This window comes from Marinobacter sp. MIT932201 (assembly GCF_047123295.1).
Classification (GTDB): domain Bacteria; phylum Pseudomonadota; class Gammaproteobacteria; order Pseudomonadales; family Oleiphilaceae; genus Marinobacter; species Marinobacter salsuginis.
On record NZ_CP138917.1, the window covers coordinates 2,424,442 to 2,450,665 of the forward strand.

General features: G+C 55.3%; 23 protein-coding genes. 5 read left to right on the forward strand and 18 right to left on the reverse strand.

Annotated features, from left to right (window positions below):
- Positions 1-2: 2 nt before the first annotated feature.
- The 6 genes from SIC15_RS10950 to SIC15_RS10975 all read right to left on the reverse strand — a co-directional run bounded on the left by SIC15_RS10950 (position 3) and on the right by SIC15_RS10975 (position 7,223).
- Positions 3-908, reverse strand: a complete 906-nt coding sequence (locus SIC15_RS10950) for a polysaccharide biosynthesis protein (RefSeq protein ID WP_412535872.1) — start codon at positions 906-908, stop codon at positions 3-5.
- Positions 908-2,431: an XrtA system polysaccharide chain length determinant gene (locus SIC15_RS10955; RefSeq protein ID WP_412535873.1), complete on the reverse strand. Its 1,524-nt coding sequence runs from the start codon at positions 2,429-2,431 to the stop codon at positions 908-910. The genes SIC15_RS10950 and SIC15_RS10955 overlap by 1 nt, the downstream gene beginning before the upstream one ends.
- A 41-nt stretch (positions 2,432-2,472) precedes the next feature.
- On the reverse strand, positions 2,473-3,117 hold the full coding sequence (locus tag SIC15_RS10960) for an XrtA/PEP-CTERM system exopolysaccharide export protein (RefSeq protein WP_412535874.1): 645 nt from the start codon (positions 3,115-3,117) through the stop codon (positions 2,473-2,475).
- Between the two features lie 63 nt (positions 3,118-3,180).
- On the reverse strand, positions 3,181-4,593 hold the full coding sequence (locus tag SIC15_RS10965) for a TIGR03013 family XrtA/PEP-CTERM system glycosyltransferase (RefSeq protein WP_412535875.1): 1,413 nt from the start codon (positions 4,591-4,593) through the stop codon (positions 3,181-3,183).
- 202 nt (positions 4,594-4,795) lie between these two features.
- Positions 4,796-5,551 (reverse strand): PEP-CTERM sorting domain-containing protein, encoded by a 756-nt coding sequence (locus SIC15_RS10970; protein ID WP_412535876.1) that lies wholly within the window; start codon positions 5,549-5,551, stop codon positions 4,796-4,798.
- Between the two features lie 187 nt (positions 5,552-5,738).
- Entirely contained in the window at positions 5,739-7,223 is a 1,485-nt protein-coding gene (locus tag SIC15_RS10975) for a bifunctional 2-methylcitrate dehydratase/aconitate hydratase (protein ID WP_412535877.1), read from the reverse strand.
- Positions 7,224-7,527: 304 nt separating this feature from the next.
- Between SIC15_RS10975 and SIC15_RS10980 the strand changes: the two genes are divergently transcribed.
- Positions 7,528-8,271 carry a THxN family PEP-CTERM protein gene (locus tag SIC15_RS10980; protein WP_412535878.1) on the forward strand — a complete coding sequence of 248 codons (744 nt, stop codon included), beginning with the start codon at positions 7,528-7,530 and terminating at the stop codon, positions 8,269-8,271.
- A gap of 97 nt (positions 8,272-8,368) precedes the next feature.
- Here the strand turns inward: SIC15_RS10980 and prpF are convergent, their stop codons facing one another.
- The 7 genes from prpF to SIC15_RS11015 all read right to left on the reverse strand — a co-directional run bounded on the left by prpF (position 8,369) and on the right by SIC15_RS11015 (position 17,914).
- On the reverse strand, positions 8,369-9,538 hold the full coding sequence (prpF, locus tag SIC15_RS10985) for a 2-methylaconitate cis-trans isomerase PrpF (protein ID WP_412535879.1): 1,170 nt from the start codon (positions 9,536-9,538) through the stop codon (positions 8,369-8,371).
- The gene (gene acnD / locus SIC15_RS10990) at positions 9,535-12,132 is read right to left on the reverse strand and encodes a Fe/S-dependent 2-methylisocitrate dehydratase AcnD (RefSeq protein WP_412535880.1); all 2,598 of its coding nucleotides are present in this window, start codon (positions 12,130-12,132) and stop codon (positions 9,535-9,537) included. The genes prpF and acnD overlap by 4 nt, the downstream gene beginning before the upstream one ends.
- Entirely contained in the window at positions 12,129-13,259 is a 1,131-nt protein-coding gene (gene prpC / locus SIC15_RS10995; RefSeq protein WP_069183450.1) for a 2-methylcitrate synthase, read from the reverse strand. The genes acnD and prpC overlap by 4 nt, the downstream gene beginning before the upstream one ends.
- 127 nt (positions 13,260-13,386) lie before the next feature.
- Positions 13,387-14,274: a methylisocitrate lyase gene (gene prpB, locus SIC15_RS11000; protein WP_222464645.1), complete on the reverse strand. Its 888-nt coding sequence runs from the start codon at positions 14,272-14,274 to the stop codon at positions 13,387-13,389.
- A gap of 65 nt (positions 14,275-14,339) precedes the next feature.
- Positions 14,340-15,020: a GntR family transcriptional regulator gene (locus SIC15_RS11005; protein WP_069183448.1), complete on the reverse strand. Its 681-nt coding sequence runs from the start codon at positions 15,018-15,020 to the stop codon at positions 14,340-14,342.
- Positions 15,021-15,131: 111 nt separating this feature from the next.
- Positions 15,132-16,718 carry a glucan biosynthesis protein gene (locus tag SIC15_RS11010; RefSeq protein ID WP_412535881.1) on the reverse strand — a complete coding sequence of 529 codons (1,587 nt, stop codon included), beginning with the start codon at positions 16,716-16,718 and terminating at the stop codon, positions 15,132-15,134.
- Between the two features lie 104 nt (positions 16,719-16,822).
- Complete coding sequence (locus SIC15_RS11015) at positions 16,823-17,914, reverse strand: ShlB/FhaC/HecB family hemolysin secretion/activation protein (protein WP_412535882.1); 1,092 nt, start codon at positions 17,912-17,914, stop codon at positions 16,823-16,825.
- Positions 17,915-18,200: 286 nt separating this feature from the next.
- Here SIC15_RS11015 and galU point away from each other — a divergent pair, with 286 nt between their 5' ends.
- Entirely contained in the window at positions 18,201-19,037 is an 837-nt protein-coding gene (galU, locus tag SIC15_RS11020; protein ID WP_412535883.1) for a UTP--glucose-1-phosphate uridylyltransferase GalU, read from the forward strand.
- Positions 19,038-19,052: 15 nt separating this feature from the next.
- Here the strand turns inward: galU and SIC15_RS11025 are convergent, their stop codons facing one another.
- Positions 19,053-19,289: a hypothetical protein gene (locus SIC15_RS11025; protein WP_069183446.1), complete on the reverse strand. Its 237-nt coding sequence runs from the start codon at positions 19,287-19,289 to the stop codon at positions 19,053-19,055.
- Positions 19,290-19,444: 155 nt separating this feature from the next.
- Between SIC15_RS11025 and SIC15_RS11030 the strand changes: the two genes are divergently transcribed.
- Positions 19,445-20,317 carry a RibD family protein gene (locus tag SIC15_RS11030; protein ID WP_412535884.1) on the forward strand — a complete coding sequence of 291 codons (873 nt, stop codon included), beginning with the start codon at positions 19,445-19,447 and terminating at the stop codon, positions 20,315-20,317.
- Positions 20,318-20,323: 6 nt separating this feature from the next.
- Here the strand turns inward: SIC15_RS11030 and SIC15_RS11035 are convergent, their stop codons facing one another.
- Genes SIC15_RS11035 through SIC15_RS11050 form a run of 4 tightly spaced genes read right to left on the reverse strand, consistent with a single transcriptional unit; the run spans position 20,324 to position 24,601 of the window.
- Positions 20,324-21,232: a lysylphosphatidylglycerol synthase transmembrane domain-containing protein gene (locus SIC15_RS11035; protein WP_412537610.1), complete on the reverse strand. Its 909-nt coding sequence runs from the start codon at positions 21,230-21,232 to the stop codon at positions 20,324-20,326.
- A gap of 5 nt (positions 21,233-21,237) precedes the next feature.
- On the reverse strand, positions 21,238-23,178 hold the full coding sequence (locus tag SIC15_RS11040; protein ID WP_412535885.1) for a glycosyltransferase family 4 protein: 1,941 nt from the start codon (positions 23,176-23,178) through the stop codon (positions 21,238-21,240).
- Positions 23,165-23,563 (reverse strand): 6-pyruvoyl trahydropterin synthase family protein, encoded by a 399-nt coding sequence (locus SIC15_RS11045; protein ID WP_412535886.1) that lies wholly within the window; start codon positions 23,561-23,563, stop codon positions 23,165-23,167. Before SIC15_RS11045 ends, SIC15_RS11040 begins: the two co-directional genes overlap by 14 nt.
- A gap of 30 nt (positions 23,564-23,593) precedes the next feature.
- Positions 23,594-24,601, reverse strand: coding sequence for a zinc-dependent alcohol dehydrogenase (locus SIC15_RS11050; protein WP_412535887.1), 1,008 nt, complete (start codon positions 24,599-24,601; stop codon positions 23,594-23,596).
- Positions 24,602-24,779: 178 nt separating this feature from the next.
- Here SIC15_RS11050 and SIC15_RS11055 point away from each other — a divergent pair, with 178 nt between their 5' ends.
- Both SIC15_RS11055 and SIC15_RS11060 read left to right on the forward strand, forming a co-directional pair.
- Positions 24,780-25,514: a CDP-alcohol phosphatidyltransferase family protein gene (locus SIC15_RS11055; RefSeq protein WP_412535888.1), complete on the forward strand. Its 735-nt coding sequence runs from the start codon at positions 24,780-24,782 to the stop codon at positions 25,512-25,514.
- Entirely contained in the window at positions 25,501-26,118 is a 618-nt protein-coding gene (locus tag SIC15_RS11060; protein ID WP_412535889.1) for a YceI family protein, read from the forward strand. The genes SIC15_RS11055 and SIC15_RS11060 overlap by 14 nt, the downstream gene beginning before the upstream one ends.
- The last annotated feature ends 106 nt before the right edge of the window (positions 26,119-26,224 follow it).

A 26,224-nucleotide genomic window follows, 5' to 3' on the forward strand; every position in this document is an offset into this window, starting at 1 on the left:
TTCTATCCATTGATGATCGCTCCAACAAACTTTTCCGGATTGAAGGCTGTTGCCGCCTGCTCGGCCGTGGCTGGAGTGATTCTGCCATGTGGAACAACGAGCATTCCGTAATCGCAAAGCTCTGTCAGAATACGTGCGTCCGGCGATTCCGAGATCGGGGCCGTATCTAGCACAATAAAGCGATCCGGGTAGCGCCTGCGAATGGCCTGTAGGAATTGTTTCATCCGAAAAGAGGTGAAGAACTCGGCTGGCGTTTCGCGCCGGCTGCCCGCCGGTATCAGACGCAGTCTCGGGATCCCTGTGGGATACAGGATCCTGCCGATGTCGTAATCCGGGTCATCGAGGAAATCCGTCAAGCCAGTATCAGGCATAACATCAAGAACGGTATGTAAGGATGGCTCCCGTAAATTACAGTCGATAATCAATGCGGTTTTTGCCTGATCAAATGCAAATGCAGCGGCGAGATTCAATGCTACAAATGAGGAACCTGCGCCCTCGGCGGCGCCGCTGACCACCAGGGTGAAGTTGTTCCCACCCGACACCTCAAGCAACTTCGTTCTGAGATCGCGGAATTTATTAACCAGGGCACGATTGGAGGATTCAGGATAAATAATTCTCCGCTCATCAAGATCGTCCGGGGTAAGACGACGCGGCTCCTGCATCCGTACGATTTGCTTACTCAGCACATACCTGTCGACTGCACCTGCGCCTAGCTCGAGTGAACTGGGCACCAACATGCGAGAATCATCGGCCTCCGTATGGCCGAGTTCCCTCTTCAGCCTTTCCTTTCGCTTCTGAAAGTACGCGTGCTCCTCAACTGCAGAATCACTATCGGAACGCCTGCCGACATTCTCCTCCCGAGAGTCGGGCGCATCAGCTCCTGCGTTGTCGTTCTTCCATTCCGACATCAAATGACTCCTAATTGAGCTGCTACTACAATCGCTAAGTAAGCCGAGATCACTAAAACGGCAAAGACACCGACCACAATGGTAATCCGTCTATTGCGCCGCTTTTCGTAAGGTGTACGAACCTCGGGTATTTCTGCCAGTACCGGCAAGCCAAGTTCTTCCTCCAGTTGTTTCCTGGCACGAATTCTAGGGTCAATTTGTAACAAGCCCGCTACCAGACCAAAAGGCATCAATACGCCAAGAAAGATACCCGCCGCCGCAAAATTAGAGAACTTGGGCCCCGTAGGCTGGGTCGGATATTGAGCGGTTTCGTTGATCCGGTAGTTGAGCCCCTGCCCTTCGATGTCCAGGTGCATTGAGACACGCGCCTTTTCACGGCGCTTCAGGAGATCATCGTAGATCTCACGGTTCACGGCCAGATCGCGGGTTAGCTCTGAGTATTGCGCTTTGTTTTCCTGGATCCGCTCCATGCGTTGATTCTGTTGTTGAATCAAGCGCTCAAGAGAGGAAATTCTGGTATCAGCTGTGGCAACATCAGCCCGCGCCTTGGAAAGAGCCGCGCTCAATTCCTGATAGAGCGGATTAACGGTTTCTTCCACTTGAGCCTCGCTGGTCTCGACCTGGTTAGTCTCGCCGCTAAGCTCCCGCTGCTTGCGTAGCTCTGCAATCTGTTCTCGCAAAATTACGATGTCCGGGTAGGTGTCATGATACTGGAGCCTCAGACTGTCAAGACGCTCCTCGAGAGCTTGTATCCTCTCACGGTAAACATCTTCCGTTTTACCTTGCCTTGTTATGGTTTGACTAACGCCTGAGAGTTGTTGTCGTAGGGACCCGGCTCTGGCCTCTAGTTCCTCTTTATCAAGTTTTGCCAATTCCAGTTGGTTTCTGAGCTGCGCGAGGCGAGCATTTGCCTCGCTCTCTGTGCCATCAGTATTTTCAGAAAGGAACTGTTTTAGCTGGTTTTCTACTTCTGCGAGCTGAACCTCATAACTTTTGACCTGTTTATCGATGAAGTCATAGGCACTTCTGCTCTCAGATCTCTTTCTATCGTTGGACTCCGCAATGAAGAGCTGCCCCAGGCGTTGCGCAACTCGAAATGCCTCCACCTGCGAATGCGCTGAAAACCCGATGCTAAAATAGCTGTCTCCACGGGGCCGGACAAACAGACCACCGCGGATACGCGAAATGCGCTGCTCTACGCCCTGCGTATCCATCGAAGCATTCGGGAAAACAGAGGGGTCCTCGGCAATCTTCTCTATCACATTACGAGTCAGGAGAAGTTCTTTTGCTGCGGATGTGCGGTCATTGATCTTCGTTGTGACAGCACGCCCTTCCATGAGTGGACCGATGATATTTCGGTCATCCACAAAAATGACGACTTCAGACTGGTATTTGTAAGGGAACAGAAAACCGGCGCCCAGAACCGCAAAACTTACCAAAACAAACATGGCAAACATGAGCCATTTTCGATCCCGGACCTCTCGAAAGATCTCCTGAGGCAATTGCGATAAAGGTAAAGCCATAGTTGCACCCGACTAAACATCTTTTAGGAAAAGTTAACTGCTTAAAAGCTGCGCTCAGGCACTGAAAGAATATCTCCAGGTCGCATAGGATAATTGGTCTGAACCCGTCCCTTATTCAAAATGTCATCCAGCATGATAGGTATTGCCACAACCTCGCCGTCTACCTTGCGATAGAGCATGGCATTGTTCAGAGCAGCAAATTCGTTTGCGCCGCCAGCATTCAGAAATATATCCAGAACTGTCATACCACTTCTGTGAGGAATAGAAACCGGCTGTCTCACAGCACCTGTCACGCGGACACGGTCGGTGAATTCATGGCTACCCATTGAAGTGACGACGATACTCACTTGAGGTTCGCGAATATATTCGGAAAGAGATGCTCGGATGGCACCCGCAAGCTGTTCAGGAGTTCTTCCGCTGGCCTGAACATCACCAACCAACGGCACGGAAATTTTGCCATCTGGCCGCACCGGCACAGAGATACTGATGTCGTCATTCCGCCATACTGATACCCGAACGACGTCGGTCGCACCGAGAATGTATTGATCGACGCTGTCCCGAGTGTCTAGCGCAAGGGCGCGCTGAATCTTTTCAGGCGAAGATGCTGTTTGTGTGGCACATCCGCTGACCATAACAACCGCGGCGAGGGAGGTCGCCAATCCTTTAAGGAGATACTTCCATGACATTGTTGTGCTCTCTTTGTTGGTCCGTGCTCATTTCCATGTTTCGGGGACAGGCCGTTCCCGAAACTACCTTGATCCTTTTTTAAACAATACCACTTCCACTGTCTGAATTATAATCAACAAATCAAGAAGCAAGCTGTGATTCTTGATGTAGTAAAGGTCGTAACGAAGCTTTTCCCGGGAGTCTTCTTCGTTGTCTGCATATGCAAAGCAAAGCTGTGCCCATCCAGTAATCCCGGGTTTTACCCGATGTCTTTCATTGTAGAACGGGATCTTCTTTGCCAATTGCTGGACAAATACCGGACGCTCCGGCCTTGGGCCGACAAACGCCATGGTGCCATTTAAAACATTAAAGATTTGCGGAAGTTCATCTATCCGAACCTTCCGGATAAATTCTCCTACACGGGTTACACGAGTATCGTTCTTCTGCGCCCACACGGCCCCGCCCTTCTCGGCATCTGTGCGCATCGAACGGAATTTGTGAACTTTAAATACCTTCCCGTTCAACCCCACACGTTCCTGGCTGTAAAGTACAGGGGCTCTGAGACCATCCTCGATCTTTATCGCGATCACGGTGAGCAGCATCAACGGAAGTCCCGCAATCAACAAGAAGCCAGCTGCTATCATATCCAGGGCTCGCTTGCCGAAGCCGGACACGGTTGATACTGTGAAACCGTCAGAAAACACCAGCCACCCGTGGCTGATCATTTCCAGCGCCACCTTCCTGGATTCACTTTCGTAAAAACTGGCACCATCAACTATTCGGATACCTTCCATTTTGCACTCGAGCAGATCGTCCATTGGTAAACGCTTTCGACGATCATCAACCGCAACCACGATTTCATTAATGCGATTTTTGAGAGCATATTGCTGGATTGTGTTGGCAGGATGAACAAGGTGTTCCTCACCAACTTTCAGGGGTTCTCCATTTATAGGAACGAACCCCTCTAACGTGAATCCCTTTCGGCTAAATGGGCTCTGTAGATCCTCAAGTAATTGCAGAGCACGTGAGCCTGCGCCTAAAACCAACACCCGGCGCTTGAAGGTTTCCTTTCCAGCCAGCGCAAAGAAAAGCGTTCTTGCAATCCCCAGAAAGAAGAAGCCGAAAACCGATGCTGTAGTAAGAACGTCGGTTGCCCCTAGATACCAAAGCCACTCCCCCGCCACCAAGAAAGCCAGACCGGAGACTGGCAGACTGACAATCAGTGACATGATGGTGCGTAGCATCATGCCCGTCATACCCTCCTCAAACCGCGACTGATGAACAGCGAGGGCTATCATGACTAGAAGATTAGATAAGGCAAAAACGACTGCTGAGGGAAAGACGAAACCGACGTTATCGGTAAAAAACGATACGTCGCCAAAGTATTTGAAAAAGACCGTGAGACAAAACGCGAGGATCAGCACCCCGAAATCAATCAGCCCGAGGATAATAAAGGGAAGATGGATGTAGTGTCTGAACAATCTGACGTGAGCCACGTCGACTCCTTGTGTCGTTCACTCGGGATTACCGTGCGTCCTGTGCACTGGAATACTTAATCTTTCGAAATTGTACTGTAATTACTTCAAACATCAATCTACAGCCATTTCGACAAGACTGACTCAACCGTAAAATTTTCTGACAGAAAAAAACCCCGGCGTAACCGGGGTTTTAGATAGTGACCTTTAAGCCACTGAACAACTATCGGGCCCTGCGACGCATCAGTCCAACGCCTACCAAACCCAGGCCCATCAATGCCAGTGTTCCCGGCTCTGGTACCTTGCCAACTGTTACGTTGTCGATACCAAACCCGTCATTGTCATCGTTAGAGCGGAACACCAGCGATTTGATGGAGACATCGCTTATGAAGCCAAGGTAGTAAGCTGCACCATTCGATTCGGCACCAGTAAAAATGTTGTTCATGTCGTAGGTGGCCGTGGTGTTGTCCTCTAGAACGATGTCCATCAGACCGCCGACATCATTCGGATCCGTCATGTAGAAGCCAACGGCTTTATACATGCCTGCAATAGAGAACATCATCTCCTGCGAGTCCATGCTATCAAGCCAGTTCCTGTTGTCGGCACCTTCCGGCATTGGAAACCGCCCGCCAAACGGACTGGTTGCAGAATTGAGCACTGCAAGACCCGCAGTGCAGCTGAAGCCATCATCATTACAGGCATCATTACCATTTCCACCGGCGATCAGCTGTGTAAAGCTACCAACCGAGGTGTTAATGGAACCGGTTTGATCACCTGCTCCGGTGGCTGCAGTGAACCCTTCGAAAGTCTCTGTAGTGGATTCTTTCAGGTAAGACATGAACTGCGCTTCCGCTGCTTCAGCAGCCGCCTTCCCAGGGCCGCTTACCGTGACGTTTATCAAGGCCGCATTTGCTGCAGACACCGAAAAAACCGACGTAAGTGCAATCCCTGCTAATTTCGTTGCAATGACCCTTTTCATTTACTGCTCCTTTCCCTTTGCCTTGCCATTTATTAGTTTGCCACTAAAGATAAGCAATATTGGGGCCACAACATTTTTCAATTTATTTTCAGAGACTTAAAAAACATCCAGGAAGTATGTGTAAAATTTATCGACTACCATAAAATGTAAAATATCGAAAAATATCAGGAACAAGCACCGTAGTAGCTCAAATCATGAAAAGCTTCGAAAACTCATCCACCGGCGTTCGGTTCAATCGATCCGGATCCTTGAAAAGGCCAAGAATCTGGCTACACCGCGCAATTGGGAAACGTGTTTGCAAATTCGCGCGAAACTTTTTTTCCAGCAAAGGGATACCTTCCTTTCTGCGCCGACGATGTCCCAGAGGATACTCGACTGCAGCCTTCTCGGTGGATGAACCATCTTTGAAGAACACTTGAACTGCGTTTGCGATGGACCGTTTCGCAGGCTCCAGGTATTCCTCGGTATAACGTTCCTCTTCGACAATTTCCATTTTTTCCCGAAGCCTGTCGATAATCGGATTCGCCTCGTGGAAGTCGTCTTCGTAGTGCTCTGCAGCTAGGTCCCCGAAGATCAGCGGCACTGCAGTCATATACTGCAAGCAATGATCCCTGTCTGCTGCGTTTGAGAGCTTGCCCACTTTCGAAATGATTCTTATGGCTGATTCATGAGTGGTGATGACAATAGTCTTTATATCTTCGAGCCTGTCGCGGACCTCAGGGTGAAGTTTTACAGCAGCTTCCGCAGCAGTCTGAGCGTGGAATTCAGCGGGGAATGAGATTTTGAAAAGAATATTTTCCATTACGTAGGAACCGAATTCCTGTGGTAGTGAAAACTCTCGCTTCCCCGGGGGCTTGAGCTTTTGATCCTTGTTAGTTTTGCTGAACAGAACATCGTAAAAACCCCACTGCGGCGCCGTAAGGACACCCGGTATACCCATCTCACCCCGCATCGCAATATCTGCCAACCTGACCGCCCTTGACGTTGCATCCCCGGCTGCCCACGATTTTCTGGACCCCGCATTGGGCGCGTGACGGTATGTTCTGAGAGCCTGTCCATCTACCCACGCATGGGATAATGCTGAAAGCATCTGCTCTCGGTTTGCTCCCATCAACTTGGCTGCAACTGCTGTCGACGCCACCTTCACCAGTAGTACATGATCAAGGCCAACGCGGTTAAAGGAATTCTCAAGCGCCAGCACACCCTGAATCTCATGAGCCATAATCATTGATTCAAACACCACGCGCATAGTAAGCGGATTTTTTCCTTCCGACACGCGTTTCTGGGAGAGATGGTCTGCCACTGCCAATATGGCACCCAAATTATCAGAAGGGTGGCCCCACTCTGCCGCAAGCCAGGTATCGTTGTAATCGAGCCATCGAATGGTGCAGCCGATATCCCAGGCAGCCTTCACCGGATCAAGCCGTAGTGCGGTGCCGGGCACACGAGCACCGTGAGGGACGGTTGTACCCTCCACTATAGGGCCGAGATGCTTGGTGCATTCAGGAAAACGCAGTGCGAGCAAGCCGCAGCCAAGAGTATCCATTAGGCAGTAACGGGCTGTTTTCAAAGCTTCTTCGCTGGTTATTTCATAGGTGAGGACGTAATCTGCAATTTTCTGCAGGACTCCATCGTATTCAGGGCGTTCGTTACGATCGAATGTTGCTGACATGACACCGGCTCCTTTCATGCCTGAGTCTGTAAATAAAAGACTAGCTCATCTCCCAATCTTCGGTATCAAAAGCAAGATGACGAAAACGCGTTCGAAGTTGATCCGAAAGCTTGTCCAAGATTCTTACACTCATCACTCGTCATTGACGATAATACGCTCAAGTCATCCCACAACACCCTAATATCATGATGTTTTTTTAAATTGTGTTGCGTTTATTGCATAGAACAAGAGGGACAAGAAGTCGATTTACAGTTTTCGCGCATAGAGCCATCTGTTCAGTGCTCAAGTCGAGGGATAATAGATCATGAACCAGCACATTCTACCCATTGCCACTTTTACCGCATCGATACTCTTTGCGCTGCCAGCATCATCAGCCGCCATTTACGCCACCGATGTCGAGGGCACCTGGACAGCCACAACGCCGCAATACCCTAATGTCACTGGCGTGGGTACCAGCACCATTAAGTGGGGAACGCCGACTTACTACGGTTATCAGAGTGGGTATAGCTTTGAAGGATATGCCCCGCCCAGCTTTCAGATTGAAGAGGGCTCACTGTTCGGATTGGGCAAATTAACCCACTTTAATTACCCAATTACTGGCTCAAGCCTCGAGACCGCGTCTTTGCTCGTTTCAATGACTCTCACGATTGAAGGATTCGAGAAGACTATTGAATCGGTTTTTGATTTCGAGCATTGGGAAACCGTCAACCATCCCCAAAACGGATTGTGCCCCAACGGTGGATACAGTGGTTACGGTATTAACTACTATGGATGTGCTGACCGAGTTACATTTGCACGAAACGCGGGGGCATCTGAAGAATATGTGATCGGCAACACTGCTTACTATCTAGACATCGCAGGTTTCTTCTACAATAACGAGCTAGCAACTGAATTCTGGACTAAAGAAAAGCGCGCAAACCATGCGCTACTTGGTGGAATACTCAAGTCCAGAACAATCCAGGTTCCAGAGCCGTCGACCCTGGCGTTGATGGGTCTCGCACTTCTGGGCTTGGGAGCAAGACGTCAGTTTTCTTTACGTCGGTCCTAAAATACATTGACTGTATTTTATATTCAGGAAAAAGCCGGAGCGCTCAAACTCCGGCTTCAAGACTGAACTCTTTCCATTGTGAAAATCGGGTAGTTCTCTACCCGGGCACCCGCACCCAACCTTCCATCAAAACCCGCGCACTGCGGCTCATAATGGCTTTGGTTGCGGTCCATTGGCCATCCACTTCCTTCGCTTCCGCGCCAACGCGCAATGTGCCGGAGGGATGCCCGAAGGTCACATGGGTTCGGTCGCCACCGCCCGCAGCCAGGTTCACCAGGGTTCCGGGAACCGCCGAAGCGGTTGCAATAGCCACTGCAGCCGTGCCCATCATGGCGTGATGGAGCTTGCCCATGGAGAGCGCGCGAACCAGAACGTCTACGTCCCCCGCCCCGATGTTCTTGCCGCTCGAGGAAACGTAATCCAAAGGCTTCGCTACGAAAGCCACTTTCGGGGTGTGCTGTCGGTTGGCCGCTTCCTCGATATTCTGGATCAGCCCCATTTTCACCGCGCCGTGGGCCCGGATGGTTTCGAACCGTGCCAGGGCTTTGGGATCGGAGTTGATGTCGTCCTGCAGCTCGGTGCCCTTGTACCCGATGTCTTCAGCGTTCACGAAAATGGTCGGGATTCCGGCGTTGATCATGGTGGCTTTCAGGGTGCCTACGCCAGGCACTTCCAGGTCATCCACCAGATTGCCGGTGGGGAACATGGAGCCTTCGCCATCGGCCGGATCCATGAATTCCACCTGCACTTCGGCGGCCGGGAAGGTTACACCATCCAGTTCAAAATCACCGGTTTCCTGCACTCCACCGTTGGTGATGGGAACGTGGGCAACGATGGTTTTCTGGATATTTGCCTGCCAGATACGAACGGTGCAGGTTCCGTTTTCCGGGATCCGCTCTTCAGCAACAAAACCGCTGTTGATGGCGAAAGCGCCGACAGCCGCTGTAAGGTTGCCACAGTTACCGCTCCAGTCCACAAACGGCTTGTCGATGGAGACCTGGCCGAACAGGTAGTCCACGTCGTGATCCGGCTGCGTGGGATCGGCCAGGATCACCGTTTTGCTGGTGCTGGAGGTAGCGCCGCCCATGCCGTCGATTTGTTTCTGGTAGGGGTCCGGGCTGCCGATAACTCGTAACAGGAGTTTATCCCGGGCTTCGCCCGGGGTTTGGCACGCTTCCGGCAGATCTTTCAGCCGGAAAAAGACGCCCTTGCTGGTGCCGCCACGCATATACGTGGCGGGGATTCTGATTTGTGGCTGGTGTGTCATGCCGCACCTTCCGATTGCAGGAAGTCCTCGGCAAACCGCTGCAACACACCGCCCGCGCTGTAGATGGATACTTCTTCAGCAGTATCCAGGCGGCAGATAACCGGAATGCGCTCAGTGCTACCGTTCTTCCGATGGATAACCAGTGTAAGCTCCGCGCGGGGCGCCGGGGCGCCTTCCACGTCGTAGGTTTCGGTGCCGTCGATGCCGAGTGTCTTACGGGTAGTGCCCTCCTCGAACTGCAGCGGCATCACGCCCATACCGATCAGGTTGGTACGGTGAATCCGCTCGAAGCCTTCAGCGACAATCGCTTCTACACCCGCCAGGGCAACGCCTTTGGCGGCCCAATCGCGGGAGGAGCCCTGCCCGTAGTCGGCGCCGGCGATGATGATCAGCGGCTGTTTGCGCTCCATGTAGGTCTCGATGGCCTCCCACATGCGGGTAACCTTGCCTTCCGGCTCGATCCGCGCCAGGGAACCCTGCTTCACGTTGCCGTTTTCGTCCCGGACCATTTCATTGAACAGTTTCGGGTTGGCGAAGGTGGCACGCTGGGCGGTCAGGTGATCGCCACGGTGTGTCGCATAGGAGTTAAAGTCTTCCTCAGGCACGCCCATCTTGTGCAGGTATTCACCGGCTGCGCTGTTCATCAGGATCGCGTTGGAGGGCGACAGATGGTCGGTGGTGATGTTGTCCGGCAGCACCGCCAGCGGGCGCATGCCCTTAAGGGTCTTCTCACCTACCATACCGCCTTCCCAATACGGCGGGCGACGGATGTAAGTGCTCTGCGGACGCCACTCATACAGCGGGTTGGTGTTGGCCTGGGCATCCCGGGTGATGTCGAACATCGGGATGTAGGTGCTGCGGAACTGCTCCGGCTTGACGCTGGATTTCACGATGGCATCGATTTCCGCATCGTCCGGCCAGATGTCCTTCAGGGTGACAGGATTGCCATCCTGGTCGTAGCCCAGCGCATCTTTCTCGATATCAAAACGGATCGTGCCCGCGATCGCGTAGGCAACCACCAGCGGGGGTGAGGCCAGGAACGCCTGCTTGGCATAGGGGTGAATCCGGCCGTCGAAGTTCCGGTTACCGGAGAGCACCGCCACGGAATACAGGTCTCGGTCGATGATTTCCTGCTGGATTTTCGGGTCCAGGGCACCACTCATGCCGTTACAGGTGGTGCAGGCGAAAGCCACTACACCGAAGCCGAGTTGCTCGAGTTCCGGCAACAGTTTGGCTTCTTCCAGATACATCTTGACCGTTTTGGAGCCCGGCGCCAGGGAGGTCTTCACCCATGGCTTGCGCATCAGCCCCAGCTTGTTGGCGTTACGGGCGATCAGGCCTGCAGCCACCATGTTGCGGGGGTTACTGGTGTTGGTACAGCTGGTGATAGCAGCGATGATACACGCGCCATCCGGCATCTTGCCCTCTTCCTGCTCCCATTCACCGGCGATGCCGCGTTCTGCCAATTCGGATGTTGGCAGATGCGCATGGGGGTTGGAGGGGCCAGCCAGGGTACGGGTCACCTTGGACAGGTCAAACTTCAGCACGCGCTCGTATTCAGCGTTCTTCATGCTGTCTGCCCAGAGACCGGTTTCCTTGGCGTATTTCTCAACCAGGGCGACCTGCTCGTCTTCACGACCGGTCAGCTTCAGGTAATCGATGGTCTGGCCGTCGATGTAGAACATCGCGGCGGTGGCGCCGTATTCCGGAGTCATATTCGATATGGTGGCACGGTCGCCAACGGTAAGGCTGTCAGCGCCTTCACCGTAGAACTCCAGGTAGGCGCCAACCACACGTTCTTTACGCAGGAACTCGGTGATGGCCAGCACCATATCGGTACCGGTAATGCCAGGCTGCAGCTTGCCCGTCAGTTCAACGCCCACGATATCCGGCAGGCGCATCATGGAAGCACGGCCAAGCATAACGCTCTCGGCTTCCAGGCCACCTACACCAACGGAAATAACACCCAGGGCATCCACCATAGGCGTGTGGCTGTCCGTGCCCACGCAGGTATCCGGGAAAGCAACACCGTCACGGTTCTGAACCACCGGGGACATCTTCTCCAGGTTGATCTGGTGCATGATGCCATTGCCGGGGGGAATCACGTCCACGTTCTTGAACGCGGTCTTGGTCCAGTTGATGAAGTGGAAACGGTCATCATTGCGGCGGTCTTCGATCTGACGGTTCTTCTCGAACGCGTCTTTTTCGAAACCGGCGTGCTCAACGGCCAGGGAGTGATCCACGATTAACTGGGTCGGCACTACCGGGTTGACCTTGGCGGGATCACCACCCTTCTCTGCGATGGCATCACGCAGGCCGGCCAGGTCCACCAGGGCGGTCTGGCCGAGGATGTCGTGGCACACAACGCGAGCGGGGTACCAGGGGAAGTCCAGGTCACGCTTGCGCTCGATCAGCTGCTTGAGAGAGTCCGTGAGCATCTCCGGATCGCAACGGCGAACCAGTTGCTCCGCCAGGATCTTGGAGGTGTACGGAAGCTTTTCGTACGCGCCGGCCTGGATGTCTTCCACGGCCTGGCGGGTGTCGAAATAATCCAGGTCGGTGCCTGGTAACGGTTTACGATATTCGGTGTTCATGGGCGCTCCTCAATCGGTACCCACTTGGCATCCGCCGGGCCTGTGTAATCGGCACTTGGGCGGATGATGCGGTTGTTGGCGCGCTGCTCTTTCACGTGGGCGGTCCAGCCGGAAACCCGGGACATCACAAAGATCGGGGTGAACAGTTCGGTCGGAATGCCCATGAAGTGATAAGCGGATGCGTGGAAGAAGTCGGCGTTACAGAACAGCTTCTTCTCGCGCCACATAACTTCTTCACAACGCTCGGAGACCGGATACAGCACGGTATCGCCCACTTCGTCCGCCAGCTTCTTGGACCACTGCTTGATAATGGCGTTGCGCGGGTCGGACTCTTTGTAGATCGCGTGGCCGAAGCCCATGATCTTTTCCTTGCGCTCGAGCATACCCATCAGGCCTTCTTCGGCCTCTTCCGGGGTCTTGAACTTCTGGATCAGGGCCATGGCCGCCTCGTTGGCGCCGCCGTGCAGAGGACCACGGAGCGAACCGATGGCGCCGGTCACACAGCTGTGGATATCAGACAGCGTGGAGGCACACACGCGGGCGGTGAAGGTGGAAGCGTTGAATTCGTGCTCGGCGTACAGGATCAGCGACACGTTCATGACGCGCTCGTGCAGCTCGCTGGGCTTCTTGCCGTGCAGCAGCTCCAGGAAATGACCACCGATGGAGTCCACGTCGCTCTCGGTTTCGATACGAACGCCTTCGTGGGCAAAGCGGTACCAGTAGGTGATGATCGACGGGAACACCGCCAGCATACGGTCGATCTTGTCGTCTTGCTCACTGAAATCTTCTTCGGTTTCCAGGTTGCCCAGCATGGAGCAGCCGGTACGCATTACATCCATAGGGTGCGCGTCTTTGGGGATCTGCTCAAGCACGGTTTTCAGGGCAGCCGGCAGGCCACGCAGGCTCTGGAGTTTTTTGGTATAGGCATCCAGCTCCTGCCGATTTGGCAGTTTGCCGCGCAGCAGCAGGTAGGCGATTTCTTCAAACTGGGCTTTTTCAGCCAGATCGGCAATGTCGTAGCCGCGGTATGTCAGGCCGGCACCGCTTTTGCCTACCGTACAAAGGGCAGTTTCGCCAGCTACCTGGCCTCGGAGGCCTGCGCCGCTCAGTTGTTTTGCTTCAGCCATTGTTGTCTCCCATCGTTATCTGGTTTTGGGCGTCTGTCGGATTACGCCTTTAGCTAATCCGACCTACTACCCAATGCCGAAATTTTTATAGGTTGGATTAGCCGCAGGCGTAATCCAACAATCCTCGCTAACCCTTGCTCTGCTGGAACAGTTGGTCCAGCTTCTGCTCGAAATCGTGGTAGTTCAGGAAATCGTACAGCTCCATCCGGGTCTGCATCAGGTCAACCACGTCTTTCTGGTCACCCTTCTCCAGGATGTTCTGGTAAACAGTCAGGGCGGCCTTGTTCATGGCGCGGAAAGCGCTGAGCGGATACAGAACCATATCTGCGCCGGCCTCGGCCAGTTCCTGCCGGTTGTATAAAGGCGTGGCACCGAATTCGGTAATGTTGGCCAGGATGGGCACGTCCAGGGCTTCAGAGAAGGCTTTATAGTGCTCAAGCTCGGTGACTGCTTCGGCAAAGATGCCGTCAGCGCCAGCTTCGATGCAGGCCTTGGCACGCTCAATGGCAGCTTCGAGGCCCTCTTTCTGGAAGGCGTCGGTGCGGGCCATGATGAAGAAGTCTTTGTCTTCACGGGCATCCACAGCGGCCTTGATGCGGTCGACCATTTCTTCCTGGGATACGATTTCCTTGTTCGGACGGTGGCCACAGCGCTTCTGGGCAACCTGGTCCTCAATATGGACAGCGGCTGCACCGGCACGTTCCATCTCTCGAATGGTACGGGCGATGTTAAAGGCGCCACCCCAGCCGGTATCAATGTCGACCAGCAGCGGTACGTCGGTAGCTGCGGTAATACGGCGAACATCCTCGACCACATCGTTCATGGTGGTCATGCCCAGATCCGGCAGGCCGTAGGAGGCGTTGGCGACACCGCCGCCAGACAGGTAAATGGCCTGGTGGCCCACTTTGTCGGCCATCATGGCGGCATAAGCGTTGATGGTGCCGACAATCTGCAGGGGCTGGTTGTCTTTGAGCGCCTTGCGGAAGCGGGCGCCGGGGCTGAGTTTGTTGGTCATGGTGTTGGCCTCTTCTCTTTTGGATTCTTGTTGTCGGATTATGACTTTGGCTAATCCGACCTACGTTAGATGGTGATTTCGCCTTCCTGGATTTTCTTTTCGATGTTTTGTCTGGCGGCATTGATATGTCGCTTCATCAGGAACTCCGCCAGCTCGCCGTCGCGCTGAGCGATGGCTTCCACGATTCGCCGGTGTTCGCCGAGTGCCCGTTTCGGACGCCCGGTGGAGGTGCTTAGCCGGTAACGGTACATGCGCACCATGTAGTAAAGATCACCCAACAGCATCTGGGCCAGTTTGGTGTTGCGGCTACCTGTTGCGATCCGGTGGTGGAAGTCGTAGTCGCCTTCGGCCTGGTAATAGGCCTGACCCTGGGCTTCGTCGATCATGCGTTCGTGGGTGTCGAGTGTCGCCTGGAGGTCGGCGATTTCCTGATCGGTCATGCGCTCGGCTGCCTGGCGCGCGGCCAGTCCTTCCATGACTTCACGTATGCGGTAGAGCTCCATCAGCTCGGAGGCGCTGACGGAAACCACCTTGACGCCGGCATGGGGGCGGCGCACCAGAAGGCCGCGGGACTCAAGGCGGCCCAGGGCTTCCCGGAGCGGGCCGCGGGTGAGATCGAACCGGGAACAAAGCTCCAGTTCGCCGATCTTTTCGCCCGGGGCCAGCTCGCCTTTCACGATTGCCGTTTGCAGACAATCGAAGGCCTCATCGGCGCGGGTGTAGGTAGGAGACAGTAACTCAGACATAGTTTGTCAACAAAACCTGATTGATTTTGAGAAAAGCTACGCCTGAACGGCCATATTGTCAACAATATTGGCTAAATTGAGCCTCTGATTGTTTACAATAGATCCAATCAATCAATAGAGCTTTCGCTCAGCAACAGGTGGCGGGGTGTACTGATAAAGCCAGGTTTCGGTAAGCGCCTCGGTGCCCAGCCTGAGGTACAGGCGAATATTGACGGGTTCAACCGAGTCATCCGGCACCAGGTCAAACATGGCCCGGTAACCGTCGATTGCAGACAATGGTCTGGCGGACGTGATTTCAACCTCTCCGCGGCTCACACTGATAACCGGCTCCACATCCGCGCCCTTGCTGAGCATCTCAAGGGCACCGGCAGCAAAATCAACCGCAAAACGCCTTGAAAAATAGGTGCGCTCCTGGCCCACTACACCGCCCAGACCGGTCCGGGTTGCCTGCACCGTGGCCAACTCATAGGGCCGCACCGGCGCCTGCTCCCCCCAGTGCAAGCGGTAACTGTAGAGGTACTCCCTGCCTGGCAACAGAGGCTCTTCGGGGTGCCAGAAAGCAACGATGTTATCGAAGGTTTCATCCACGGTGGGAATTTCCACCAGGTCAACACTGCCACGTCCCCAATCTCCTCGAGGCTCCACCCAGAGGCTGGGACGCCGATCGTAGAACACACCGTCATCCTGGTAGTGGTCAAAATTCCTGTCCCGTTGCATCAAGCCAAAGCCTGCGGGATTGTTATCCTGAAAACTGTTGAACCGGAGGCTAGCGGGGTTCACCAGTGGTCGCCACAACCATTCACCGTTGCCGTTGCGCATGGCCAGGCCGTCGGAATCGTGTATTTCCGGGCGCCAGTCGTAGCCCATGCGATCGTCATTTTCGCCCACCTGGTACATGCTGGTCAGCGGCGCGATGCCGGCCCGGGTGATTTCGGTTCTCGGGTACAGCGCCACATCGACATCCATAACCATGTTCCGTCCGGGGTCCAGCACAAACGCGTAGGCACCGGTGGTGCTCGGTGAATCCAACAAGGCCCAGACCCGCAGCAGCTGGCTATCCGGTGCCGGTTTCTCCAGCCAGAACTCCGAGAAACGAGGGAATTCCTCCTTCCGGTTCATGCCGGTATCTATCGCCAATCCCCGGGCAGAAAGACCATACTGCATCTCCGAGCCCACTGCCCGGAAATAGCTGGCGCCCAGGAAGGCAGCCAGATCCAGGGCAAAGTTGTTGTGGTAGTGAACCCGAAAGCCCGCGTAACCAAGATCCTCGGGCAGATCGCCCAGAGGCTGTTCTCCCCTGTATCGAAAAAGGTCCTGTCGATAGGCCAGCTCACTGACCTCGCCATCAATGACCTCGTGGATTTTTACGGGTTGTTGGAAATACAGCCCAAGGTGGAAGAGCTGAATCTGGAAAGCGGTATTGTCGTCTCGCCAGAGCGCCCTATCAGCGCGAAAAGCAATGGCCTGGTAATCGTCCCAGGAGAGGTTTTTGAGGGATGAGGGCAAGTCACCTTCAGGGGATACATACGCCTCAGCGGCCAGTGCCCTGGCTCTACCCTTTAGCCAGGCAAAGCTGAAGGCACGGGGCGCACTGCCAGACACCGGTTGAAGGCCGGCACCGTTCAGAGGGGGCGCCAGCGAAAACGCGCCGGCACTTATCAGTGCTCCCAGGCCCTTGATAAGCGTTCGTCTGTCCATTGCTTTCGCCCCTCTTTTGCCGGGCTATAGATTGCCATAGAGAAGATCACGTGGACTATGTACGAACGAGATATTGCAGAGAGCCAAATCCGGAAGAGCAGGAATCAGATTGCCAATGACATTGAGAGGGAAACATCAGGCCGGGAGGGCTTGTCCAGTTCGTGGCCGGATACATCAAGAATCCGGCCAACACTCATGCGGGCTTCAAAACCCGGCCTGTGGAGCTGCAGTGCAACCTCGCCCGTGCTCGCGTAGAAGCTCTCTTCCCTGCCTCCCGAGGAAGCTGCCCAACCTTTCAGAACAGAAATCATGACATTGGAATGGGTCCTGTCCATGAAAGGAATGGCATAGCCGGGACTGCGAGCATCGACACGAACCCACCCGCCTTCTGGCACATGAAGTGACTGGCCGTTAAACCCGCGCATCAGCGATGGGCCCGCAATCTGAAGCTTCTCAGAGGACAGAAGATCCTCCGGAGCAAACTGGTATCGGCCCTTCACTTCCATATCCCATTGAAAGATCGCCCGGTTCACTGAGGCAGAAAGAGCCAGCTTGTGGTATCGGTTGCTCTCATCACTACGGGTTGCTGTTGTGACCGATTCACGATGCTCTGTCCCACCGAGCGCGGTAACACGGGTTCCTGCCAGGAACCCGCCCGGCAATTCCCGCTCTCCAGAGCACCGCAATGCAAAACTGGACAGCTGGTAGGAAGTGTCCGACACCCAGGCCGAATCTTTATAGGCGTGTTTGACGCCCTTGGCGTGGCTGAACACACTGTCGACTTTGATCCCCTGCCATGACAACAAGGGGCGAGAACCGGAGATTTTTATTCCCTGATACTCGCTACGGGAATCGGTTCGCAGGCCGGCGTTTTCCTCCACACCGGCGTACTCGGAGTTTTCCACCGAAAACTTCAGGTTGGCGTCTGCGACGGGGAGGGAATACTTGAGACGAAGTGTCTTTGAAGCTGATTGTTCACGGCGGGCCGCGGAGTCACGGAAATCCACTGCCAGGTCATGGCTCGACCAGAGAATGTTATTCCCGACCAAATTCAGGCGCCCCCTGGCGCGCTCATTGTCGTGAACGGAGCTGCCGGAGAACTTGACCCGTGATTCCAGATAATCGGCAACGGAGTTCCACAATCTATCTGAACGTTGGTCGAAGGCAGACAGAGGGTTGACCACGAAATCTGGCAAAGAGGCTGCGCTGGCGGAAGCGCACCAAATAAGTGCAAAGAAAAAAAGAGATCGCACAACAGACGCCTGGTCAGATGAATCTTTAGTAATAGTGAACTTTAAGTAACTCTCGGTTCTCAGGCCATAGCCCTTTGCTAAAACTTACAATTTTCAACACGCCCCTGCATTTGTGGCTACAACTTGGGTAAACTCGGCACAGTTTGTGAAAGAAAAAATTCCCACAGACCAACGCAAAAGCGTTGACCAGCCCACAGGCCGTGAAATTGAACATCAAAGGACGAACGATATGATCAAAAAATGCCTGTTCCCCGTCGCCGGCTACGGCACTCGCTTTCTCCCGGCTACCAAGGCGATGCCCAAGGAAATCCTGCCAGTAGTAAACAAACCTCTGGTTCAGTATGGCGTTGAGGAAGCTGCGGAAGCCGGCATTCACGAATTTGGTTTTGTTACCGGCCGGGGCAAGCGGGCTATCGAGGACCATTTCGACATCAGCTACGAGCTTGAGCAACAGATCGCCGGTTCTGGCAAAGAAGAGCTGCTGACCTCCATACGTGACCTGATTGATCACAACAGTTTTGCCTTTACCCGGCAGAATGAGATGAAGGGACTGGGCCACGCCATACTGACCGGTCGCAACCTGGTAGGCGACAACCCGTTCGCTGTCGTACTCGCAGATGACTTCTGCATTGGCCCCGAGGGTGACGACGGCGTGCTGGCGCAAATGGTGAAGCTCTACAACCAGTTCCGCTGCTCCATCGTTGCCATTGAAGAAGTGCCGGCCGATGAAACCCATAAGTACGGCGTGATTGCCGGTGAATCCATGAAAGATGGCCTCTACCGAATCACAGACATGGTGGAAAAGCCGGCCCCTGAGGATGCGCCCAGCAACCTCGCCATTATCGGCCGCTATATTCTCACTCCGGATATTTTCGACATTATCGAGAAGACCCCTGCCGGCAAGAACGGAGAAGTCCAGATTACCGACGCCCTACTCGAACAGGCGAAAAACGGCTGCGTACTGGCTTATCAGTTCAAGGGACGCCGGTTTGATTGCGGCAGTATTGATGGCTTTGTGGAAGCCACCAACTACGTTTACGAGAACATCTACAAGAAAGGCAAGTAAGAATCCGGGGCGGTATCAGTTGCCCAGTATCTGAAGAATCATTCGCCGGTTTTCCGCGCTTGTCCTGCGGAACCGGCGAAGCAGCTCCACCTCTTCTCCGGTCAGTTGTACCTTCTCAAGTACTTCTTCCAGCTCGGCCACCGATGCCAAAAGCTCATCACTCTTATCCAGGGCAATACCGGGAAGTTCAAGTTGCCCGTGGTCCTCGGGCTTCTCTGGTTCCCAATGCTGCATGGGTTGCGCATGTTGCATGGCCACTTACCTCGTCATCCAAACCGGGAAACCTTCCCGATAATGCCCTGCGAAGTGAATCAATCCGGAAATGTAACGTACATATAGCTTTGCACACAATCTGCCTATATTAAAGGAGTCTTGGCAGCTCCTGGGCAACAACCAACAGGCTATTTATGGCGGCAAGAACACTGGATATCGACTCGGCATGGGAGTTGGTGCTTAGCGCAGTAAACCGCAGCAATGTGACACTGCCGTTGCCGGGAACCAACAAAGAAGCAGTAAAACTCAATGGCCACGGCGCTTGGCACCTGATGCAACCGGCCACGGGTGAAGCGAAGGATCTGCTCTCGGTGTTTCTTCCCCTGTGTCGGCCGGTGCCAGCGGATGGTCGCCCCAAAGTTATCGGCCAGCTCGGCCAAAGCCTCGATGGGCGAATTGCGACGGTGACGGGACGCTCGCGCTTCATCAACGGCGACGATGGGATTACGCACCTGCACCGGATCCGTGCGGTATCCGATGCCGTGATCGTTGGTGCCGGCACCGCCGCCACCGACAACCCCCGTTTGACCGTACGGCGCACCAACGGTCGCAACCCGGTACGCGTGGTTATTGATCGTCATCACCGCGTGCCGGACAGCCATCACCTGTTTACCGATGGTGCGGCCCCCACCCTACGATTGGTGGCCGGTCGCTATGACAAAGACAGGAATCCGTCTATTGAATCCGCTGTTAGCGAAATCCCCTGTCTTGGAGATGCGGACGCCAAAGCCCCCGTCGATCCGAAGCTGATTCTTCAGGTACTGTCGGATTTCGGGCTAAAAAAGGTGTTCGTGGAAGGTGGCGGCGTCACCGTCTCATCATTCCTCAACGCCGGCTTGCTGGATCGGCTTCACGTAATGGTCGCCCCCATGATCATCGGCAGCGGCAGACCCGCCTTTTCGCTCCCGGAAATCGATTTTCTGGACGATGCGCTCCGGCCAAGAGCGCAGCTGGTCAACCTTGGAAGCGATATGCTCTTCGCCCTGGATTTCTCCCGAGAGGCATAGGCCGGTTTAGCGACTGGTGAACAAAAACACAACCCCGGGCAAGCTCGAAACCAGCACCAGAGCCCCGTACCCCACACTGAGCGCTACCCCCTGCTCCACTGGCAATCCGGCCATGGGCCAGATCAGCGCTGCGGCGCCCTCCCTGATTCCCCAGCCGGCAACCGTCAGAGGTATGACCATGCTCAGAAGCAGAATACTGCCGAGGCCGACAATCAACCCTGCCTCCGCCCAGGTATCAACGTAACCCGCACCCCAGGCCAGGCAGAGAAATACCCCCAGATAGCTCGACAACACCAGTAGCGAAGAACCGATCTGAACCGGCAATACTGAGCAATCCAACAATGACAGATACAGATCACGCCGAAGGCGTTGCAGGTAATCGGCAAGGCCCGCTTTCCGTGTTAGCCATGGGGCTATGGCAACAAAGAGAATGCCAACTCCAAGCCACGCCCAGCCATTCCAAAAGCCGTCAGTAAGCTGCCCCGAACCAAACAGCCACGCGATGGAAACTGCGACAACCAACGCCAGCACCAACTGGCCCGAGAGCCGCTCGATGGCGACCCCGTGGACAGCCGCGAGACGTTTACCGGCACCCTCACCGTGGCGCCATGCCCGGTTAACATCACCAAGGACGCCACCGGGCAGAACCTGGTTCAGGAATGTCGCCAGGTAGTATTCTCGCACGGCAACACCATAGTCCAGGGACAATCCAAGCCTCTCTGCGGTGTAGCGCCAACGCCAGGCAGAGAGCAGCACCTGGACAACGGTGAGTACCAGTGCGGGTACCAGGATAGAGGGAGAGAAGCGGACGAGCTCCTGCCAGAGCGCGCTGGTATCGACAGAGCGAATCACGAATCCAATGACCAAAACCGTGAACAACCACCGGGCCACCAACCGAACCCGCTTTTGACGCATCTCCCTCAAGCCAGCTCCCCGGTTGGCAGAGCCAAAAGGTCGAGATGCCGTACGACGACGTTCAGGCTGCCCTCAGACAACTGATGGTTCCGCGTTTCCAGCCAGAGGTTCAGGCGGTCCCTGTCTCCCGGAGATTGCTCGATCGCCGCCTCGGTCCATCCCTCCATCAGCATCCGGGCCAACGCCTGATCTTCACTGCCCAGAGTCCAGGGCGATTCCGCCAATTTTACCTGGTAACCGTCTGCATCAAGCAGCCGCTTCAGCATAATGGGAGCCTCGGGCCCAAGCGCCGCACCGGTGCCTTTGTCCCCGTGCTGATGCTGGTTCACCAGGGTTCGAATCAGCTCATCATCGGGATGACCCGGGGACAGTTCAAAATGCCCTGCGTAGCTCAGCGCGATAAGTATTGCTGAATTTCTGCTCGCCGCCGCCTGACTGAGGGCTTTCAACCAAGTCTCGGAAACAAGATCAATCAGTGCTGACGCCGTGACCAGGGACACCTCGGGGGGCAGGTGCTGCTCCATATTCTCCGGTGACAATTGCACCGCGCTCGTTTCAAAAGGTACATCCAGCACATTTACCCGCTGCCGGGCCTCGCGCAGCAGCGCCGCGTCCTGATCCAGGGCAAGCCAGGCTTGCGGTACCTGTAGTGCAGGTCCCAGAAACAGGGCGTTGGAACCACGGCCGGTGCCAATGTCGACAATCTGCATGGGGCAATGAATTTCAGACGGCAGGCTTTCATAACGGTCGAGCAGCCACCGGTTCAGTTCCGCGGTCAGCTCTATCGAGCGAGCGCGATGATCTGCCGGTTCCCGGGCCGCCAGCCATTCGCTCTCGAATTCTGAATGCTGGTGCAGGTTTGCAGGAAATCCACTGAAGTATGCCAATGCCTCGCTAAAATCCCTGGCGGTATCTGCCCATGATCGAACCCGCCTGGATTCCCTCGCAGCCAGTTTTCGTGCATGTTCGAGCTGGTACGGATCCTCCAGCCAGTTCCTGAGTCGGGCCTCGAGAGCCCTGATATCCCCGGCACAATACTGCACCACGCCCGGTCTTGCGGAGGTTTGGGCCAGGGCGCCGCCATCGGAGGAAATAATCGGCAGCGCTTCCGCCAACGCCTCGTCGATCACCATGCCGTAGCCCTCGTAGAGCGAAGGCATGACAAAAAAGTCGGCCTGGGTGTAGAGATCGGCAAGCCCTGAGTCGTCCACTTCACCGACCAGGACAATCCTGTCTTCAAGGCCGGCCGCGGCAACAGCCCGACGGACCTGGTGGCTGTACCCCGGATCACGGCTGTCAGACCCGGCCAGTGTGCAGCACCACGGTAGAGCCTTCAGTTTTCCCAGCGCTTCCACCAACTGATGCTGGGCCTTTCTCGGGGACAGATGGGCGACGCATAGAATGTGAGGGCCACTGCTTTCAGCGGGCTTGCTCCGGACTCGCGTTGTTTCAGCCCTGGCCACACCCGGCTCAGCAACCCGAATGGCCTCGGTCGGAACATCGTAATCCCCAAGGCGGTCGGCCGTGTGTTGACTGGTGGTAATAACGCCTTCCACGTAGCCGAGGGCCCGCTTCTCGGATTCCAGAAACCATTGCCTGTCTGCCTCGCTGAGGCCGGTCTCGTCAGCAAGCGGATGATGGACCAGCCCAAACAGAGTTAAACGTCGGAAATGCTTTTCCACGATCTCCGGCAGCCCGCCCATGGCGAGGCCATCAAGGACCACAGACGTGCCAGCGGGCAAACTTGCGAGTTTCTGATCCATCGCTTCGCGGGCGACACTGTCCGGACGCGGAAACTGCCCGGCCAAACCGCTCACCCGGGCCGTGCAACCGTCTTTGCAAAGTGCTTCTACCAGCTTACGAACATACCGGTAACCGCCGGTGTTCTGTTCCGGGTCGCCCGGAACGAGAAACTCGACTACTCCCGGTACGTCAGATTCCGGCATGGTAGCTGGCCCAGGCAATGTGAGATTCAGAGAGGGTGACTTTCAGGCTGACAATACCCTTTCCTGTCTCCCCCAATCGCCCCCCATGAATGGCCGCCGCCATCCGGTCGAACACCAGCTTCGCCATAAACTCCGTAGTGGTGTTCCGGCCTCGCAGTTCCTGTAGCTCGTCGAGGTTCTGCATATTGAACTCTGAGAGAACGTTCTTGAGAAGCTCTGAGGCCAGGCCGATATCCACGATTAGGTCGTCCTTGTCCAACTGGTGACGCTCGAAGGTCACATCCACCACATAAGTGGCACCATGCACTTTCTGCGCTGGGCCAAAGATCTCTCCATCGAAACTGTGGGCAATCATCATATGGTCCCGGACCGTCAAGCCGAACATAATCTCTCCTTAGCAGGTCATTTTGAATTATCAGTAAACAACGCGATGGCAGAGAGTGTCCCTGCCATCAATAAGAATTCGAGCCATGGATTTTGGCAAGTCGTCGAACCGGCACTCGCCGGTAATCAGGGCATCCAGTGCGTCGTCCTGGAGCAATTCCAACGCCAGCGCAAGGCGTTTTCGATAGTCCCACCGGGGGACGCGGGAGGGCACAATCTGGCCCACCTGGCTGGATTTTAGGGTCAAGCGCCGGGGATGAAATGCGGCACCCAGTGGTGCAGACACCAGCTGATCCCCATACCAGCTCATTTCAACAATAGTGGCTTCCTGCCCGGCCAGTCCCAGGGCCGTTTCGAGGCCCGACGGGTGGCCACTGGCGTGGATCACCAGGTCGTGATCATCGGCGCCGGATTCACTGCTGAAGGTCAACCCAAGCTGCTCTGCAACGGCCTGTCTCTCGGGATTCGTGTCGATCGCCGTGACGCGGGTTCCCGGAATGCGGCTGGCGAGCCAGGCAACGAGCAGACCAACCACACCGAGGCCAACAACAGCAATGCGGTCACCCAGCGAGGGTGCACCATCCCAGAGACCGTTGACCGCGGTTTCCATATTGGCCGCAAGAATCGCTCTCTCGGCTGGCAGGTCTTTCGGTAAAGGCGTGAGGGCCGATGCCGGCACCCGATAGCGATCCTGGTGCGGGTAAAGGCAAAAAACCGTTTGCCCGACGAGTTCTACAGGCCCTTCAATGACCTCACCGACGTTGGCGTAGCCGTACTTCACCGGCCAGGGAAAATCGCCGGCCTGAAAGGGTGCCCGCATAGCCGAGTATTCACTCCTTGGGACCCGGCCATGGAAAACCAGGGATTCAGTACCTCGACTGATACCCGAATAGAGAGCCTGAACCGTGACCAGCTCTTCCCCTGAATCAGTGCCTTGAGCCTCAAGCGCCGTATCCTGAATCTCACCCTTACCGGCTCCGGTTACCCACCAGGCTCGGGCTTCAGTCTCGGTACGGGGAATGTCACGGTCACGGTGCAAAGCGAACTCCTTTCCTGGCAGTGATTCTGGGGGCATTGCTCGTCGCCCTTCCCGGGCTGAACCTTGAGGTCTGAACGCGGTCAATGCTCGTAAGCACACTCATACATATCAACTATAGTCAGTGTACAGTGCGCCAGGGGTGTTTGATGCCTGCAAACCTATACGCTGGAGTTCAGTGATGGATTCTAACGGCCGTTCAGCTTCACAGAAGGTTCCCCTGCCGCTGGACCTCGCCTGGGGTTTCGGTCTTGTCGCGCTGCTCTGCCTGGCCACCGGATGGTTGGACTCGCCTCCCACTCTGTTTTACGTGCTAGCCGCAGCTCTTTACCTCGGCGTTTGTGCCCTCGTTACCCGCTACTGGCCCCACACCCGTGACTTCGGCTGGGCAAACCGGGCGACGCTTTTAAGGGGCTGTCTGGTGATAGTTCTGGTGGCTCTGGCCCCCTTCGCCGGAAACCTGGCCAACAGCCTCTGGTTGTATGGCTGGATGGCGCTGTTGGCTCTGATTCTGGACGGAGTGGATGGCAAGGTTGCACGAGCCACCGGCTCCCAGAGTGACTTCGGCGCCCGCTTCGACATGGAGCTGGATGCCTTGTTTATTCTCGGCCTCAGTATTGCTGTTCTGGCGCTGGACAAGGCGGGCATCTGGGTGTTGGCCCTCGGCGTTGTCCGTTACGCCTTTGTTGCGGCCAGCCACTTCGCCGATTGGCTGAATGCCCCTCTACCGGAGAGTTTCAGACGCAAGACAGTCTGTGTCTGGCAGATCGTCACCCTGCTGGTGGCCGTACTGCCGCCGATCAATACGCTGTTTGCCAGTGCCACGCTTGCAACCGCCCTGGCGTTGCTTGTGTGGTCGTTTTACCTGGATATTCGCTGGCTTTATCAAAGGAGACATCACCATGATGTTTATTAACCGAAAAAACCTTACCCGTTCTGCCATCGCCCTGCCTGCGGCCCTCGCTTTAAGCCCGGCCGCCATGGCCGAGCCGCAAAACTTTGTTGTCGACGACGAGCACTTCTCGATGTTCTTCGAGATCATGCACATCGGGTATGCCCCGGTGATGGGTATGTTCCGGGAAGTTGAAGGAGAGTTCGTTTATGACGAGGAAGCCAGGGAACTGAAATCCGGCAAGCTGGTATTCCAGAGTGAGAGCGTGTTTACCAACCACAAAAAGCGGGACGAGCACGTTCGAAACGAAGACTTCCTCGACAGCGAAGAGCATCCGGAAATTACCTTCACCGTTACCGACTTTGAAACAACCGGCGAAAACACTGGCAAAGTAACGGGAAATCTGGAGCTACTTGGCCAGACACGGCCCGTGGTATTGGATGTAACCCTGAACAAATCCGACGTTTACCCCTTTGGCCACGAGGAATACACGCTGGGGATCAGCGCTTCCACCACACTGAAACGCAGTGAATGGGGTATGACCTATGGTCTGGATGGTGAAATGGTCGGCGATGAGGTCAAATTGCATTTCGGTTTCGAGGCGATACGTGAGTCCGGCATGTTCTGATTTGTCAGTGGCGATAATGTGACCCGCTGCACAACGCGGACACATTCTGTTACAGGATCGGGCCGGATTTTTGGGCTGCGGCGCAAAGCCCGTTATGTTTAGAACT

Bases quoted from the DNA above. Each gene is read 5' to 3' on its own strand.
- SIC15_RS11025 (WP_069183446.1), bottom strand. From the start codon at position 19,289: ATGCAACATGCGCAACCCATGCAGCATTGGGAACCAGAGAAGCCCGAG.
- SIC15_RS11030 (WP_412535884.1), top strand. From the start codon at position 19,445: ATGGCGGCAAGAACACTGGATATCGACTCGGCATGGGAGTTGGTGCTT.
- SIC15_RS10975 (WP_412535877.1), bottom strand. From the start codon at position 7,223: ATGTCAGCAACATTCGATCGTAACGAACGCCCTGAATACGATGGAGTC.
- SIC15_RS10955 (WP_412535873.1), bottom strand. From the start codon at position 2,431: ATGGCTTTACCTTTATCGCAATTGCCTCAGGAGATCTTTCGAGAGGTC.
- SIC15_RS11005 (WP_069183448.1), bottom strand. From the start codon at position 15,020: ATGTCTGAGTTACTGTCTCCTACCTACACCCGCGCCGATGAGGCCTTC.
- SIC15_RS11010 (WP_412535881.1), bottom strand. From the start codon at position 16,718: ATGGACAGACGAACGCTTATCAAGGGCCTGGGAGCACTGATAAGTGCC.
- SIC15_RS11045 (WP_412535886.1), bottom strand. From the start codon at position 23,563: ATGTTCGGCTTGACGGTCCGGGACCATATGATGATTGCCCACAGTTTC.
- acnD (WP_412535880.1), bottom strand. From the start codon at position 12,132: ATGAACACCGAATATCGTAAACCGTTACCAGGCACCGACCTGGATTAT.
- SIC15_RS11040 (WP_412535885.1), bottom strand. From the start codon at position 23,178: ATGCCGGAATCTGACGTACCGGGAGTAGTCGAGTTTCTCGTTCCGGGC.
- SIC15_RS11055 (WP_412535888.1), top strand. From the start codon at position 24,780: ATGGATTCTAACGGCCGTTCAGCTTCACAGAAGGTTCCCCTGCCGCTG.
- prpB (WP_222464645.1), bottom strand. From the start codon at position 14,274: ATGACCAACAAACTCAGCCCCGGCGCCCGCTTCCGCAAGGCGCTCAAA.
- SIC15_RS11060 (WP_412535889.1), top strand. From the start codon at position 25,501: ATGATGTTTATTAACCGAAAAAACCTTACCCGTTCTGCCATCGCCCTG.
- prpC (WP_069183450.1), bottom strand. From the start codon at position 13,259: ATGGCTGAAGCAAAACAACTGAGCGGCGCAGGCCTCCGAGGCCAGGTA.
- SIC15_RS10950 (WP_412535872.1), bottom strand. From the start codon at position 908: ATGTCGGAATGGAAGAACGACAACGCAGGAGCTGATGCGCCCGACTCT.
- SIC15_RS10970 (WP_412535876.1), bottom strand. From the start codon at position 5,551: ATGAAAAGGGTCATTGCAACGAAATTAGCAGGGATTGCACTTACGTCG.
- SIC15_RS10980 (WP_412535878.1), top strand. From the start codon at position 7,528: ATGAACCAGCACATTCTACCCATTGCCACTTTTACCGCATCGATACTC.
- prpF (WP_412535879.1), bottom strand. From the start codon at position 9,538: ATGACACACCAGCCACAAATCAGAATCCCCGCCACGTATATGCGTGGC.
- SIC15_RS11035 (WP_412537610.1), bottom strand. From the start codon at position 21,232: ATGCGTCAAAAGCGGGTTCGGTTGGTGGCCCGGTGGTTGTTCACGGTT.
- galU (WP_412535883.1), top strand. From the start codon at position 18,201: ATGATCAAAAAATGCCTGTTCCCCGTCGCCGGCTACGGCACTCGCTTT.
- SIC15_RS10960 (WP_412535874.1), bottom strand. From the start codon at position 3,117: ATGTCATGGAAGTATCTCCTTAAAGGATTGGCGACCTCCCTCGCCGCG.